This window comes from Salipaludibacillus sp. CUR1 (assembly GCF_021028955.1).
In the GTDB taxonomy this organism is placed as follows: Bacteria; Bacillota; Bacilli; order Bacillales; family Salisediminibacteriaceae; genus Salipaludibacillus.
Genome location: NZ_JAIWPE010000051.1, coordinates 1 through 14,474 on the forward strand (window position 1 = coordinate 1; position 14,474 = coordinate 14,474).

The window sequence follows — 14,474 nt, forward strand, 5'->3', positions numbered from 1 at the left end:
AAAAAAAAGGGAACAAGGTCGTTATATGCCTCGTCCGCCTTTTTTTAAAATTAACCCAAAATATTGTTTACATATATTAACATTGGTGTATTTATTTTACTTACGTGCAATCGTTATGGGACAGACCCCCCAGTAATTTCCTCCTCCCCAACAAAAAGGGTGCGGCAGCCCGTCAACCGGCTGCCGCACCCAAACTCTGCGTATACTTAAATATTCAATTCATATATTTTCCGTGGGCGGCCCCGGCCGCCTGACTGTTCTTCGCCGACGATCGTGGCGAGGCCGGCTTCTTCCAGTTCATGAAGAATACGGCGGGCGTTTCTTTCTGAGTTGGCGAGCCACTGTGAAACTTCCTGGGAGGTGACCCGGTTCTTTTTGTAGTGTTTAAGAAACGAGGCGAGCTTCGACACAACGGCGGGACTTAAATTCCGGGTGCCCAATTTGGTTTTCCATTGTTCGTTCAGCCGGCGCTGGTTGTACGTAAATGACTTGTCGGTATGGAATACTTCAGTAATTTGTTTGTTCTCATCCACTTTAATAATGACTGGTTTTTCGTGTTTACGCGCGTCCCGGAAAGCGAGGCGGACGTGCTGTTCTGCCTCAAGGGAAGTTAATCCGTAGCCGACCCCGAGGCGTATTGTCAGTTTCGCCTGCAGTCTTGCCGACTCCAATAAATAAAACGGCCATGGATGGGTTTCAATTTCTCCCCGTGTCGTATAAATAAAGAACAACCCGTCTCCCATCTGGACGAGTGAGCCTTTTAATTCTTCAGTGTAGTCAAGAAGAAGGCGTTTCAATTCAAGTTCCTGGTGTTTTCGTTTGTAGGAATACAGCTGGCCTTCGGATTCGTTGTTTGCCTCGAACACTTCAAGCCCGACGATGGCAATCTGGCTTTTTCTGTACCAGTCGGCGTTTCCCCGTTCTTTCAGAAGTTCAAGAGTGACCTGGGTCGTTACAGCCGTCACCGTAATCCTGTAAACAGGAATACCTTCTGACTTAAGCTGCTGATAGACGGAACGGATACATGTGAAAGCAATCTCTGATTCACCTGAATGATATTTGTTCCTGTGGAATTCCACGATATCTTCAGCCGGTTTGTAGCCGCTGTAAGGAAACGTTTGGACGTTCAACGAGTCGAGATTGTAGGTGGATTTAACCCAGTCAATTTCCCCTGTATGAATCGTATCAAGACTGACCGCCGTCATTTTCTCCGGTTTATGGTACTGGGCTTCCAGTAATTTTCCTAATAAACTGGAACCGTGCAGAGGAGGGAAGAGGGCGGTATCTTCAGTGACAAGCTTTTTTTCCATGGCAAACGCATAAGGAGCTTGCCCTGAAAACAGCCACTGGTCGATTTGGCTTGAGTTTTCCAAAATAATAGTTTCCGTTTCTTCGGTTTTTTCATAGGAAAATTCATGGATTTCAAACTCTTCATATTTTCTGGCAATAGGCGAGATTGTATTAATTGAATCTTCAGGGCCGATGATTCCTAAACGTATTTTCACTTCAGTCACCTGCTTTATTTTTTATATACGCAGCAAGCAGTTTCACTCCCTTTTCGAGGTCATCGAGGGAGGCATGTTCTTCAGGGTGGTGGCTCAGCCCGTCTTTACACGGAATAAATACGAGTCCTGAGGGCCATTTGCGGGCCATGTTCATTACATCGTGGCCGGCTCCGCTTTCCAGGGTGAAATTGTTTAAGCCTGCTTGTTCCGCTGCGCGGGTCAAATCTTTATGGACGGATTCGTCTAAAAAGATTGAAGGATTGTTCACGAGTGTCTGTATGTTTATTGTAGCACGGAACGTCTCCTCAATTTCAGCTGTTTTCTTCCGGATTTCTTCTGCCATCTTCTCTTTCAGTTCGTCAGACACACTGCGTATGTCTACGCCGACAGTTACTTTGCCGGGAATCACATTCATGACGTTCGGTTCATTGCTTATTGTACTCGCTGTTGCCACAAGAGGAGTGTCATTTTCTTCATTAAATGCAAGTGCCCGGTTGTAAATAAAACTGATCAGCTCTGCTGCGCTGACAAGTGCGTCTTGCCGGTCTGCCATAGGCGTAGTGCCGGTGTGCCCGGCTTTGCCGAATATGTCGATGTTGAGGCGGATCGGACAGGCGATCGCTGTCACAGCACCAACCTCGCCCCTTGCTTTTTCTATACGGGTGCCTTGTTCAATATGGAGTTCAACAAACGAGGAAAGGTCACCTGCATCCCTTTCAGCTTTCGGACTTTCATCATAATTCAGACCGCGTTCTTCCATGGCCTGTTTAATCGTCACGCCGTCTTTGTCAGGCACTTCTGCGAGAGCTTCAGTATCCAGCATGCCGCTCATCGCTTTACTGCCAATCGTTGAAACACCGAACCTGGCTGATTCTTCTGAAGCAAAACAGATAACTTCAACCGGGCGGTCTGGTGTAAAACCTTCTTTTTTAAGCTGATAGACCGTTCCTAATCCGCAAAGCACGCCGGCTACACCATCATATCCGCCGCCATTAGTCACGGTATCAACGTGCGAGCCGAGAGCAATGGCCGGCTTTTCTTCCGCCGGGCTGCCGGGTATCCACCTGGCAATGACGTTGCCCGCTTCATCTTCACGGATAGTGAGATCCATCTCTTTAGCAATCTGAATAAATGCGTCTCTCGCTTCCCATTCTTCAGGGCTGAATGAAAGCCTGGTGAAACCGTCCGGCTGGTCCATTGTATCGGTTAAATTCAATTTTAATAAATTGTGTTCAAGCCAAGTCTTCATATCAGGTCCTCCTGTGCGTTTATGTCCAGAATCATATGGATGAGTGTGTCGACAGCTGCAGCCAGCGTCTTTTCATCAAAATCAAATTTCGTATGGTGATGGCTGTAGGGAAGGGGGGTTCCATAAAGCATGTACGTTGCTTTTCCGCCTTGTTCCTGGACGCGGTTCATCATATGGGCCGCATCCTCAGACGCACCAAATGGAAGAGAATCTATAATTTTTATCTCCCGGCGCGATCTCCCGGCCGCTCGTTTGGCAATTTCGATCCACTCGGTATCGCACACCGCAGATACGCCTTCTCCAGTAATGGTGATGTGTTCTTTCACTCCGTACATTGCTGCCGATGATTTTAAAATGTTAACCGCTTGATCGACGACGTACTCGTTCAGTTTGTTCGTACTTCCCCTCGTCTCAATTTCAAGGACGGCTTCATCAGCTACAATGTTTCTGCCCCGTCCTGCGTGAAAGGTTCCGACATTAAGCCTGGTCGTTCCTTCCGGGTGGGGAGGGATGGTCTCTAAATGGAGAGCAGCAGCGGCCCCTGCCAGAAGAGCGTTTTTCCCTTCATGAGGGTTGAGGCCGGCATGAGCGGATTTCCCTTCAAACCGGCAGTCAATTTTAGTAGTGGCCAAAAGTCCGGAGACTGTAGCCGCAACTGACCCAACCTCCATCGGCTGGATGCCGATGTGGCCGCTTAGAAAATAATCAACACCGTTAAGCCACCCTTTATCAACGATAGACTTTGCCCCGCGGCTCCCTTCCTCAGCCGGCTGAAAAATTAACGTGAATTTACCGGACAGCCGGTCACGGAGGGCATGCAGCAAGTGAGCTAAAGCGATACCGATGGCTGTATGACCGTCATGGGCGCACGCATGCATCGACCCTTCCTGGCGGGACCGGAACTGCTCCCTTGCCGGCAAGTGGTCATCCTCTCCGCTTTCAGTAATCGGGAGAGCATCAATATCAAACCGCAAGGCGGTATGCGGGCCAGGTTTCTTTGTGTCCATCACAGCAATAACACCTGTCCGACCACCTTTCAATTTTTCAAGCAACTCTTCAGGAACTTGATTCTCTTCGGCTTTTTTAAAAAAATAGTCGTCGATGAGCTCCGGGGGGGGGCCCATTCTTGCCTCCTCCCACGTCACGTCTTCTCCGGTAAAGATGTCAAACGACAAATCAGCCAGTTCTTTTACAATCGCGCAAGTTGTCTGGTATTCACACCAGCCAGGCTCCGCCAGCTGGTGGAATTTCCTTCGCAATCTGCTTACCTGCCGTTCTGTTATTTCTATTTCCTCAGGGGGAAGATCAATTGGGCCGTCCATTTTACTCCTCCTTATTTTTCAAAGATGCAAGTGCTGAGAAAGCTACTTCAGTCATGCATTCAATGCCGATAGTTAACGCTCTTTCGTCAATATCGAACTCCGGATCGTGAAGAGGGCGCTGGACTTCCCGGGATGGGATGGCGGTTCCGAGCCAGTAGTAAACACCTGGGTAATGCTGCAGAAACTGCCCGAAATCTTCGCCGCCCATGCTTGGCTGAATATCTGGTGCCGCTTCGCTTCCGAGAGTGGACAATACGGTCTCTTTTACGAGGGAAGCCCATTCGCCGGTATTCACTGTGGCAGGGTAGCCGTCCATGTATGTCACTTTTGCGCTGGCTCCCATAGAAGAACTCACACCTTCAGCTATCGAAACCATTTTCTTTTTAATCATTGCTTTCACATCATCTTTGTACGTCCGGACCGTTCCTTCCAGTGTCACTTCTTCAGCTATGACGTTGTAACGGGAACCACCTTCAATTTTCCCGATAGTGATAACGGCAGATTCCAGAGGATCGGTGTTCCTGCTTACGATCGTCTGCAACGACGAAATGACCTGATTGGCAACGACGATAGCATCGACCGTCTGATGTGGCATACTGGCGTGTCCGGATGATCCTTTAATAACTATTTTGAACCTGTCGGAATTCCCCATCATGGCTCCGGGCCGCACGCCGATCTGGCCGACAGGCAAATCAGGCCAGACATGCTGGGCAAAAATGGCTTCAGGTTCAAACTCATGAAAGACGCCGTCTATCATCATCTGGACGGCCCCTCCAGTGGGCGCATTTTCTTCCGCCGGCTGAAATACGAGGAGGACGGTGCCTTCGAGGGAGTGTTTATATTTATTTAAAAGCATACCTGTACCAAGTAGCATGGCTACATGGGCATCATGTCCGCATGCATGCATTTTGTTTTCAAAGTTGGATATAAAATCGTGTGTATTTTTTTCGTTTATCGGCAGGGCATCCATATCAGCTCTGAGCGCGATGGTTTTCCCGGGAAGGTCACCGCGGATCACACCGAGAACTCCGGTGCCTGCGTAGCCTGTTGAGTAAGGAATATCTTCTATATCCAAAATATCCTGTATCAGCTTTGACGTCTCGAATTCTTCATTGCTCAGTTCAGGATTCCGATGAAGCGTCCGGCGAATCCGGATAATTTCTTCTTCTATTTTTTTAGCTTCTTCTCTGACAGTTATCTCTTTCATTTACCTCACACCTTCTTATAACTACTTGAAGGAAAGAGGACAGAGGGACGGCATCCGCCCCGGCCTCTTTCCTTAAATACTTTTACAAACCTGGAGTAACCCCCGGTCCGATAGGGAGACCGATAAATGTCCAGATAATAAACATAATAATCCATAGTCCCAGGAACAGGAGGGCGTATGGAAGCATGATTGAGAACAACGTTCCGAATCCTGCACGGTTATCGTATTTTTTCATAAACGCCAGTACCATCGGCACATAAGGGTTCATCGGGGTAATAATATTTGTGGATGAATCGGCGATACGATAAGCAAGCTGGACAAAAGCAGGATCGTAGTCAAGAATCATGAACATCGGAATAAAGACCGGCGCCATAAGTGCCCACTGGGCAGACCCGCTGAAAATAAACAGGTTCAGGACAGCAGTAAGCAGAATGAATCCTACGATGACGCCCATGCCTGTGAAATTCAGGTTCTGAAGTATTTCCGCCCCGCTCACGGCAATGTACACACCGATGTTTGTCCAATCGAAGTAGGCGATAAACTGGGCCGCTGCGAAAATCAGGACGATGAAGCCGGACATATCTTTCATCGCTTTACCCATAAATTCAGGGACGTCCGATGACTTTTTGATTACTTGTGTCACAACCCCGTAGGTGATGGCGACGACAAGGAATAAGAAAAGGATGATCGGAATGATGTTTTCGAGGAAAAGGGACGGAACGATGGTTCCTTCTTCACCCCGCAAAATCCCGTTTGGCGGTACAATCGTTAATGAGACAAGAATAAGATAAGCGAGACCGGCAAGCCCTGCATATTTCAGGCCTTTGATTTCGAGGGCTGACGGCTCGTCTACTTTCTGGTCGACAGCGTCTGCATCTGCATAGGCCTCATTAAACTTTCCAAGCCGCGGTTCCACTATCCGTTCTGTAACCCATGTTCCCACTGCCATAAGCATCAAAACAGATGCTGCCATGAAAAACCAGTTGTCTACTGGTGTAACGATAACGTTTTCATCGATGCTCTGGGCAACTTCTGTTGAGATCCCTGATAAAAGAGCATCTGTTCCAGCGATGATGATGTTGGCTGTAAACCCTGCACCTACCCCGGCAAACCCTGCTGCCATACCTGCCAGCGGATGGCGTCCTAATGCGTAAAACACCATAGCGGCGAGGGGCGGGATAATAACGAACGCTGCATCAGATGCTAAGTTACCAATGACCCCTGTTCCAATAATCACGAACGTCACGAGCCGTTTCGGCGCGTTTAGAATCGTTTTCTTCATGAAAGTCTCAATAAGACCGACCTTCTGTGCAAGCCCTATCCCGAACATCATGACGAGCACAAGGCCAAGAGGAGCGAATCCCGTGAAGTTTGTCAGCATGGATGAGAGCATAAATTCAAGACCGTCCGTTGAGAGCATGCTTCTGATCGCCACTTCCTCCTGTGTGCCAGGATGGACGACAGAAACTCCGAATAAACTGATGACCGATGATAGAAGAATAATTGCTACAGCTAAATAGACAAAAATCATAAAGGGATGAGGAAGCTTGTTTCCTGCTTTTTCAACCACATCAAGAAACTTAAGAAAGAATCCCTTTTTCTCGTTACTGCTTTCGTACTGACTCATCATGATCCTCCTTTTATTATCGTATCATATTTACGGAAAATGTCTTTAATTATTCCGTTAATAAATAACCTATCATACTTTTATATATTTGTCTCTCTCTTTTATCAGAAAATTATAAAATCTATGTCAGAAAATATAACGAACTTAGGGGATTGGGAATATTATGAAAATATTAAGCCGGTAAAAAAGGATCCAGGGTTAAGTATTAACAAATTACCCAGTCTTGGAAGGGTACTGGGCAGGTTCTGATTTACGGACATTTTCGGACAATGATAGAAAATAGTGATTTTGGGATTATTTTTTCATTCGCAGGAATACATTCAGGGAAGGATTCGGGAGGGCGAGTTAGCCAGGGGATGTGAGACCAAGCAAAAAGCAAGGAGATTAATAGGACTCCTTGCCTTTAAAAAATAAGTTGCCTGTTAATTTGGGAAAACGGGTTCTTTATGTCTGCTGGTGAAGGACGGGTTCACAGGCTCATCTGTAACGGTCTTCTTTGAAGGGATCGGCTGTCATGGAATAGCCGAGTTCTTCCCAGAACCCTTCTTCGTCTTCTTTCATAAATTTAATGCCGGACACCCACTTCGTCCCTTTCCATAAATAAAAGGAGGCGGGAGGGATGAAGCGGAGCGGAAACCCGTGTTTCGGGGAAATATCCTCCCAATCCCGGTTAGTATCTTTCCACCTGTAAACGAACAGGGCGTCATCTCCAAGAAGCCTGTCAAGCGGCAGGTTGGCTGAATAGCCGAAAGGATCGCCATTGTAATAGCCATAAATTTTTACAAAGTTAACGTCTTCTTTAAGAGATGTTAATGAGAGAAACTCCCGGAGAGCGATGCCTTCGAATGTGGTAGCAAATTTCGACCAGGTCGGGACACAATGCATATCAATCGTTGAAACAGTTTTAGGAAGCGCCATCACGTCATCAAAGCTAAGTGAAACTTCTTCCTTCACTTCGCCAAAAAGCCTGAATTTCCACGTTTCTTTATTAAACGTGTAGATTTCCCCCTGATGCAGAACCGGCCATTTTTCTGTTTCGAATTGTCCGGGCGGCAGCTGATTTTTCATAACAACCATCTCCTTTACAGGTTAGTTCGGTTTGCGAAGCATAATAGTGTGAATCAGCGGCTGATATTGGTAGACTACTTTGTAAGGAATATACAATTAATTTTTAGATAAAAAGAAGGGAGAGATTCCCATGTCTACTAATCGTAGCAGACAAATAGAAGACATTCCATTGTCGGTGCTTGATCTTGCACCGATTACAGAAGGGGCAACTGCCACAGAGGCATTCAAAAATACAAGGGATTTGGCAAAACATGCAGATAAATGGGGCTTCCACCGCTATTGGGTGGCTGAGCACCACAATATGCCGGGAATTGCCAGTGCGGCGACATCTGTGCTGATTGGGCATGTGGCTGAAGCGACCACGGCAATCCGTGTCGGGTCGGGAGGCATTATGCTGCCTAACCACGCCCCATTAATGATAGCAGAACAATTCGGCACATTGGAGTCGCTTTACCCGGGAAGAATCGATCTTGGGTTAGGACGGGCACCAGGCACAGACCAGCGTACGGCTTATGCTTTAAGGCGGGGGCATGGATCAGGCGGAGACGACTTTCCGGAGATGCTTGAAGAATTACGGGCTTATTTCAATCCTGACCTCGCTGGAGGAGTCGTCCCTGTCCATGCCGTGCCGGGTGAGGGGCTCGACATTCCTGTCTGGCTGCTCGGTTCAAGCGGATTCAGTGCCCGTCTTGCTGCGCAGCTTGGTTTGCCGTTTGCGTTTGCGAGCCATTTTTCTCCGGAAAATACGCTGCCGGCGCTTGAACTCTATTACAGCAATTTCAAGCCTTCAGAGGTGCTGGACGCGCCGTACGCCATGGTAGCAGCCAATGTGGCAGCAGCTGATACGGAGGAAGAAGCCCGGTTTCTGGCTACATCAATGGAGCAGCAGTTTCTCGGATTAATCCGTAACAAGCCTTCCAAGCTTCAGCCTCCTGTAAAAAATATGGATGAACTGGCCACTGATTACGAGCGGTCTATTCTTAAAAAACAATTCGGTTCAGCTATTGTAGGGACAGGCGATCAAGTGAAAGAGGAACTTCAGAGCTTTTTAGATGAGACAGGGGCTAACGAAGTGATGATCCATTCGCAGATTTTCGACCATACGGCCAGACTGAGGTCTTTTGAAATTGTGGCAGAAGCAACCGGAAGAAATAAAGATAACTAACTGACTATTTTCCGTCTGAGGGGTTCCCTTCAGGCGGATTTTTGTTAAAGTATTCCCTGGAGGTAACAGCCTGAATTTCAAACTGTTCATTTTTATTGAAGGAAGTAAGTTTAAAAAATCCAGGGATTTTGCCAAGACTTGGGTAAGCTGTTTTTATTAAGTTTATGAGGGTTATTAGGAGACTTCTTGCATTTTTACAGTGCTTAAATCACAGGTATATAGATTCGGGGTGTTAAGAGGTAATTTATTCTACTATATTAAAAAGTCCTTGGAAGTTTGTTAGAAACCTGGGGTTTTTTAATGTTCTTTGGATGGGTTATTCTAAGCATATACTTGTAAAACGGTGATATCACCCGAATAACACAGTTGGTATTAAGGATGTTGTAATTTGTTACACTATAAACAAATTATGACATTAATAAAATATTTTACAAATTGAGGGAAAATCGTGTTATAATTGATCTACTTTAACGCCAGGGGGGCTAATTTTATGTTAAAGGAAATTTCAGAAAAAAGGGAAGAACTAATGAATTTAGCTCTTAAACACGGGTTAAACTCAGAAGTTACGATTAACTGCAGTCAGGAACTCGATCAACTGATTATCATCTTCCAAAAGCAATATCTCGCGTCGGCAAGTCTATAACCTCATACACTATTTTATAGATGAAGAGAGGCGTTCTTGAATGGATATTTCCGGAAGAATATTCAGTCTGCTGCTAGTCATTGTTATCCAGACAGCCTATATTTTATATTATTTCTACAGGGACGGTTTTATCAGTATAGGCGGCTGGCTCGGTTACCCCATTCTGTTGCCGATCGGCTACTGGACAGGATACCAGTTTGACAAAGCCAGATTTTATTCTCAAAAGGACAGTTTAACTGGCCTCTATAACCGGCGTTATATCCAACAGAATTTCTCTAAATATATTAAAAAAGCAAACAGAAATAATTATAAGCTGTTTGTTCTGCTTCTGGATTGCGATAACTTTAAGAAAATAAATGACACCTGGGGCCATTCCGCAGGTGATCTTGTGTTAATAAAAATCGCAAAGATGCTGATGCAGTATGATAATAAAATTTATGCCTCTGCACGTTGGGGCGGAGATGAATTTCTCGTCATTGGTACATGTCATAATGATGAAGAGATAGACAGGTTTACGAGGGATCTTCAGCAGCAATTGGCAGATTTGATTATTCCGGAAATAAAACAATCTGTATCGGTCTCTATTGGCTCAAGTGTTCAGCAGCCCGGTAAAACGGACATACGCGACCTTATAAAAGAAGCCGATGACAATATGTATGAAAACAAGAACTCGAAAAAGTATCCTGCTCACAGGTAAACCCATGCGGAACAGTCCGCATGTTTTTTTTTGTGAGGAGAAAAGGGGGAGGAGGAATCGCTGATAGAAGAGAGAAATCGCTGATAGAGGGGTGATTTTCGCTGATAGAAGAGAGAAATCGCTGATAGAGAGGTGATTTCCGCTGATAGAAGAGAGAAATCGCTGATAGAGGGGTGATTTTCGCTGATAGAAGAGAGAAATCGCTGATAGGAAGGTGATTATCGCCGATAGAAGAGAAAAATCGCTGATAGAGGAGTGATTTTCGCTGATAGGAGAGAAAAATCGCTGATAAAGATGAGAAATTTCGCTGAGAAAAAGGGAAATTGACTATAGAACGCAGTTTTCCGTAAATGGGTAGTGTATTTCTAATCCGGAGTTGGGCCAATCGTTGAAAATGGACAATACTGATTATAAGCCGCACAGCCGGACGCAGAAAAGACTGCTGTAAACCATAATAAAGACCCTGGCTACAGGTGCTTCCTGCTGTAACCAGGGTCTGAAAGGGGGCGATGTAAATTATTTACTTTTTCTACCTTGGAAAGGAAGGTCCTCCCAAATAGTAATGTCGCTTAGAACGTGAGTGATTGCAGAGATAGCATCTACTGCTGATCGTGTTCCCTGGTGATGAAAATCTACCAAGTAATCAATAACGCAACCAACCTGCAAAACGTTTGAATGCAAATCGCAGGTTTCTGTTTCGTTGTGTTCCACTTGGTCACGGTTTAGATCCAATAAGTAAATTGTACCGGTTTGTTTTATATTTTGTAATGGACCTTCTGAACGCTTTCTAAAAAAGCAAATAGTAGATGGTTTTACCTAAATTTTAATTATTGCCTGCCATTTGAATCACGAACAGACAAGGATAGACTTAGGACCAGAAAATCTAATCTTAAAAAGATAGCCGAAGAGGACCGGGACCATTGCATTTAATTTGAGGCCAGCCTAGATTTTAAGCAGTTTTTTTTGGAAAAATATTTTGTGAGGAAGGTTGCTTTATGTTGGAAAGCGATACATCAAAACTGAAAGAGGCTGCAGGATAAGAGATCAAGCTGTATCGGATAGCGATACGTGGTTTAAGTACGGCGTATACTTTAGGGGTGATCATAAGATTTATAACTTGAAGCGGGTATAAGGGGTCTGGGAGGCCATCCGCTATAGCGAAAAACCAGAAGCGATATGAGACAATAGCGTGCGATTTTGTTACCGTTTAGGGTGGTTTGCCACAATCCCCGGCTGATCTGCGACAATCCAACTCCCTTGTGCCCCAATAAAGATAAAAATCCTAACAATCCTTTGCGGTTACGCAACAATCCTGGCAGAATGTGCAACAATCCACCCCCCGCCTGCACTATCGACAAACTGAACCACACTATCGCAAACTGACCACAATCCAGTGCAGCTTCTGCCAATACCTCATCCGATACAAATAAAAACCCCACGATGGCTCGCTGGCCACCATGGGGATAAACTAATTAGCCAAGGGCTTTCCACATGTCGTTTGTGAATTCCACAGGGTCTTCTACCGGCAGGCCTTCGATGAGACGGGCCTGGTTATAGAGCAGGTTAGTGTAAACCTGAAGTTTGTCTTTGTCGGCGCCTTGTGCGTCTTTAAGTGACTGGAAAACAGTGTGGTTCGGGTTGATTTCAAGTACTTTGTCAGCTTTAACGCCCTGGTTGTCAGGCATTTGCTGAAGGATTTTTTCCATTTCAATTGTGACTTCACCCTCGGTAGTCAGGCATACCGGGTGGGATTTCAGACGTTTGGAAATGCGCACATCCGTTACTTTGTCGCCTAGAATATCCTTCATAGCTTCGAACAGTTCTTTATTTTCACCGGCGGCTTTGTCGTCTTCATCGGTTTTTTCGTCATCTGTATCGAGTCCGAGATCACCGCTTGAGACGTTCTTGAATTCTTTCTCTTTATATTCGCGCATCATTTTAATGGCAAACTCGTCTACATCTTCTGTAAAGAAAAGAATTTCGTAGCCTTTATCTGCAACCATTTCAGTTTGCGGAAGCTTTTCGATACGGTCATAGGAATCGCCGGTTGCATAATAAATGTACTTCTGGTCTTCAGGCATACGCGATACATATTCATCAAGTGTAACAAGTTTTTTCTCAGTAGATGAATAGAACATAAGCAGATCCTGCAGATCTCCTTTGTTTGCGCCAAAATCGCTGTACACGCCGTATTTCAGCTGGCGTCCGAATGAGTCATAAAACTTCTCGTATTTTTCACGGTCTTCTTTAAGCAGTGACTTCAGCTGGGACTTGATTTTTGACTTAATGTTCTTGGCAATCGCTTTCAGCTGGCGGTCATGCTGAAGAATTTCCCTGGAAATGTTCAGAGACAGATCTTCAGAATCGACCATTCCTTTTACAAAACTGAAGTAGTCTGGCAGGAGATCCGGGCTTTTGTCCATAATAAGAACGCCGCTGGAATAAAGTTCAAGGCCTTTTTCAAACTCTTTAGAGTAATAGTCGAACGGCATAGTTTCCGGGATAAACAGGATCGCATTGTAGCGGATAGTCCCGTCTACGTTAATATGAATGTGTTTAAGCGGTTTGTCGAAGCCGTACCGTTTCTCCTGATAGAAATTTTCATAGTCTTCGTCTGTAAGTTCGGACTTATTTTTACGCCAGATCGGCACCATGCTGTTAACTGTCTGCTCTTCAAGGACCTCTTCTGTTTCGTTGTCTTCAGAGTCTTCTTTAGGCTGGTGGACAGTGACGTTCATTTTAATAGGATAGCGAATGAAGTCGGAATACTTTTTGATGATGGACTTCAGCTGGTTTTCTTCAAGGAAGTCGTCGTAATTTTCCTCTTCAGCATTTTCCTTCAGCTTAATAATGATAGTTGTTCCAGTGGTGTCTTTTTCAGCAGGTTCAATTGTGTATCCGTCGGTTCCATTGGATTCCCACTGATGAGCCTCATCTGTTCCAAAAGCCTTACTGATCACTTTAACGGAGTCTGCCACCATAAAGGCAGAATAAAACCCGACTCCGAATTGCCCGATAATGTCGTGTCCGTCTTTAATTTCATTCTCTTTTTTGAAGGCGAGAGAGCCGCTTTCAGCAATGGTTCCAAGATTTTTCTCCAGCTCGTCTTTCGTCATGCCGATTCCTGTATCGGCAATAGTAAGCGTGCGGTTTACTTTATCTGTGGATACTTTAATGTAGAAATTATCCTGGTCAAACGTCACTGAATCATCAGTAAGTGCTTGGTAGTACATCTTGTCAATGGCGTCGCTGGCATTGGAAATTAACTCACGGAGGAAAATTTCTTTTTGAGAATAGATAGAATTAACCATCATTTCCAGAAGCCGTTTCGATTCTGCTTTAAATTCCTTCTTAGCCATCTTCATGTCTCCTTTTTTTTGTAATGTCACGGCGCTGTTAAAGTTGTTGATTTTTTAATATATACTCGCTTGCTCCTGCGCCGCCCCGCTTGCTCGTCGCATGAAAAAGATGTGCCGCGGGCAAGGCTTCAGCTAATCGGGGAAAACCACCCCGATGGATCTTCTGCTCCTGCGCCGCTCCGCTTGCTCGTCGCAAATGAATTAGCTCTTGCTTTTCCCGCAGGCGTCTCGTATACATTCAAATCTACATTGGTCTTTAAAATCCGGGGACAAGGAGAGGCGTTCTAGTTTTCCTCAAAACCCCCAGGAATGTTTGCCGTATTAACAGCTCACTTCAACAGAAGCGCCTATGTAATAAAATATTTTTAGCACTCTCGGATGCCGAGTGCTAATCCAATTTTTATTTTACTAATTTTACACGTGATGTCAACGTTTCAGGGAGGATAATTTCCTGATTGAAAAGAAGTATTTATAATTCAGAAAAATTAAAATAGTGTAAAAGTGAGAACTTGATTCTAATGTAAAGGAGGGAGAGTATGACTTTCGGCATTTTATTCGGGATGGTGATTGTCCCGGCAATGATTATACTAACAGGGGTTGTCTGTTATTTTATAACGGGCAAAAAGGAAGAA

General features: G+C 45.2%; 10 protein-coding genes. 3 read left to right on the top strand and 7 right to left on the bottom strand.

Annotation, left to right across the window (positions count from 1 at the left end; translation table 11 throughout):
* Nucleotides 1-206: 206 nt before the first annotated feature.
* The 6 genes from K8O68_RS10160 to K8O68_RS10185 all read right to left on the bottom strand — a co-directional run bounded on the left by K8O68_RS10160 (nt 207) and on the right by K8O68_RS10185 (nt 7,978).
* The gene (locus tag K8O68_RS10160) at nt 207-1,505 is read right to left on the bottom strand and encodes a hypothetical protein (protein ID WP_230896782.1); all 1,299 of its coding nucleotides are present in this window, start codon (nt 1,503-1,505) and stop codon (nt 207-209) included.
* 1 nt (nt 1,506) lies between these two features.
* Nucleotides 1,507-2,754: a M20 family metallo-hydrolase gene (locus K8O68_RS10165; protein ID WP_230896783.1), complete on the bottom strand. Its 1,248-nt coding sequence runs from the start codon at nt 2,752-2,754 to the stop codon at nt 1,507-1,509.
* Nucleotides 2,751-4,076 carry an amidohydrolase gene (locus K8O68_RS10170; protein WP_230896784.1) on the bottom strand — a complete coding sequence of 442 codons (1,326 nt, stop codon included), beginning with the start codon at nt 4,074-4,076 and terminating at the stop codon, nt 2,751-2,753. The genes K8O68_RS10165 and K8O68_RS10170 overlap by 4 nt, the downstream gene beginning before the upstream one ends.
* Before the next feature lies 1 nt (nt 4,077).
* Nucleotides 4,078-5,283, bottom strand: a complete 1,206-nt coding sequence (locus K8O68_RS10175; protein ID WP_230896785.1) for a M20 metallopeptidase family protein — start codon at nt 5,281-5,283, stop codon at nt 4,078-4,080.
* Nucleotides 5,284-5,365: 82 nt separating this feature from the next.
* On the bottom strand, nt 5,366-6,910 hold the full coding sequence (locus K8O68_RS10180) for an AbgT family transporter (protein WP_230896786.1): 1,545 nt from the start codon (nt 6,908-6,910) through the stop codon (nt 5,366-5,368).
* 477 nt (nt 6,911-7,387) lie between these two features.
* Nucleotides 7,388-7,978, bottom strand: a complete 591-nt coding sequence (locus tag K8O68_RS10185; RefSeq protein WP_230896787.1) for a molybdopterin-dependent oxidoreductase — start codon at nt 7,976-7,978, stop codon at nt 7,388-7,390.
* Nucleotides 7,979-8,108: 130 nt separating this feature from the next.
* Here K8O68_RS10185 and K8O68_RS10190 point away from each other — a divergent pair, with 130 nt between their 5' ends.
* The 3 genes from K8O68_RS10190 to K8O68_RS10200 all read left to right on the top strand — a co-directional run bounded on the left by K8O68_RS10190 (nt 8,109) and on the right by K8O68_RS10200 (nt 10,483).
* On the top strand, nt 8,109-9,143 hold the full coding sequence (locus K8O68_RS10190; RefSeq protein ID WP_230896788.1) for an LLM class flavin-dependent oxidoreductase: 1,035 nt from the start codon (nt 8,109-8,111) through the stop codon (nt 9,141-9,143).
* Nucleotides 9,144-9,633: 490 nt separating this feature from the next.
* Nucleotides 9,634-9,786, top strand: coding sequence for an aspartyl-phosphate phosphatase Spo0E family protein (locus K8O68_RS10195; RefSeq protein WP_093051137.1), 153 nt, complete (start codon nt 9,634-9,636; stop codon nt 9,784-9,786).
* 40 nt (nt 9,787-9,826) lie between these two features.
* Nucleotides 9,827-10,483 carry a GGDEF domain-containing protein gene (locus tag K8O68_RS10200; protein WP_230896789.1) on the top strand — a complete coding sequence of 219 codons (657 nt, stop codon included), beginning with the start codon at nt 9,827-9,829 and terminating at the stop codon, nt 10,481-10,483.
* Between the two features lie 1,472 nt (nt 10,484-11,955).
* Here K8O68_RS10200 and htpG read toward each other — a convergent pair.
* Nucleotides 11,956-13,842 (bottom strand): molecular chaperone HtpG, encoded by a 1,887-nt coding sequence (gene htpG / locus K8O68_RS10205; protein ID WP_230896790.1) that lies wholly within the window; start codon nt 13,840-13,842, stop codon nt 11,956-11,958.
* Nucleotides 13,843-14,474 lie beyond the last annotated feature (632 nt).

Bases quoted from the DNA above. Each gene is read 5' to 3' on its own strand.
- K8O68_RS10195 (WP_093051137.1), top strand. From the start codon at position 9,634: ATGTTAAAGGAAATTTCAGAAAAAAGGGAAGAACTAATGAATTTAGCT.
- K8O68_RS10175 (WP_230896785.1), bottom strand. From the start codon at position 5,283: ATGAAAGAGATAACTGTCAGAGAAGAAGCTAAAAAAATAGAAGAAGAA.
- K8O68_RS10170 (WP_230896784.1), bottom strand. From the start codon at position 4,076: ATGGACGGCCCAATTGATCTTCCCCCTGAGGAAATAGAAATAACAGAA.
- K8O68_RS10200 (WP_230896789.1), top strand. From the start codon at position 9,827: ATGGATATTTCCGGAAGAATATTCAGTCTGCTGCTAGTCATTGTTATC.
- htpG (WP_230896790.1), bottom strand. From the start codon at position 13,842: ATGGCTAAGAAGGAATTTAAAGCAGAATCGAAACGGCTTCTGGAAATG.
- K8O68_RS10180 (WP_230896786.1), bottom strand. From the start codon at position 6,910: ATGAGTCAGTACGAAAGCAGTAACGAGAAAAAGGGATTCTTTCTTAAG.
- K8O68_RS10165 (WP_230896783.1), bottom strand. From the start codon at position 2,754: ATGAAGACTTGGCTTGAACACAATTTATTAAAATTGAATTTAACCGAT.
- K8O68_RS10190 (WP_230896788.1), top strand. From the start codon at position 8,109: ATGTCTACTAATCGTAGCAGACAAATAGAAGACATTCCATTGTCGGTG.
- K8O68_RS10185 (WP_230896787.1), bottom strand. From the start codon at position 7,978: ATGAAAAATCAGCTGCCGCCCGGACAATTCGAAACAGAAAAATGGCCG.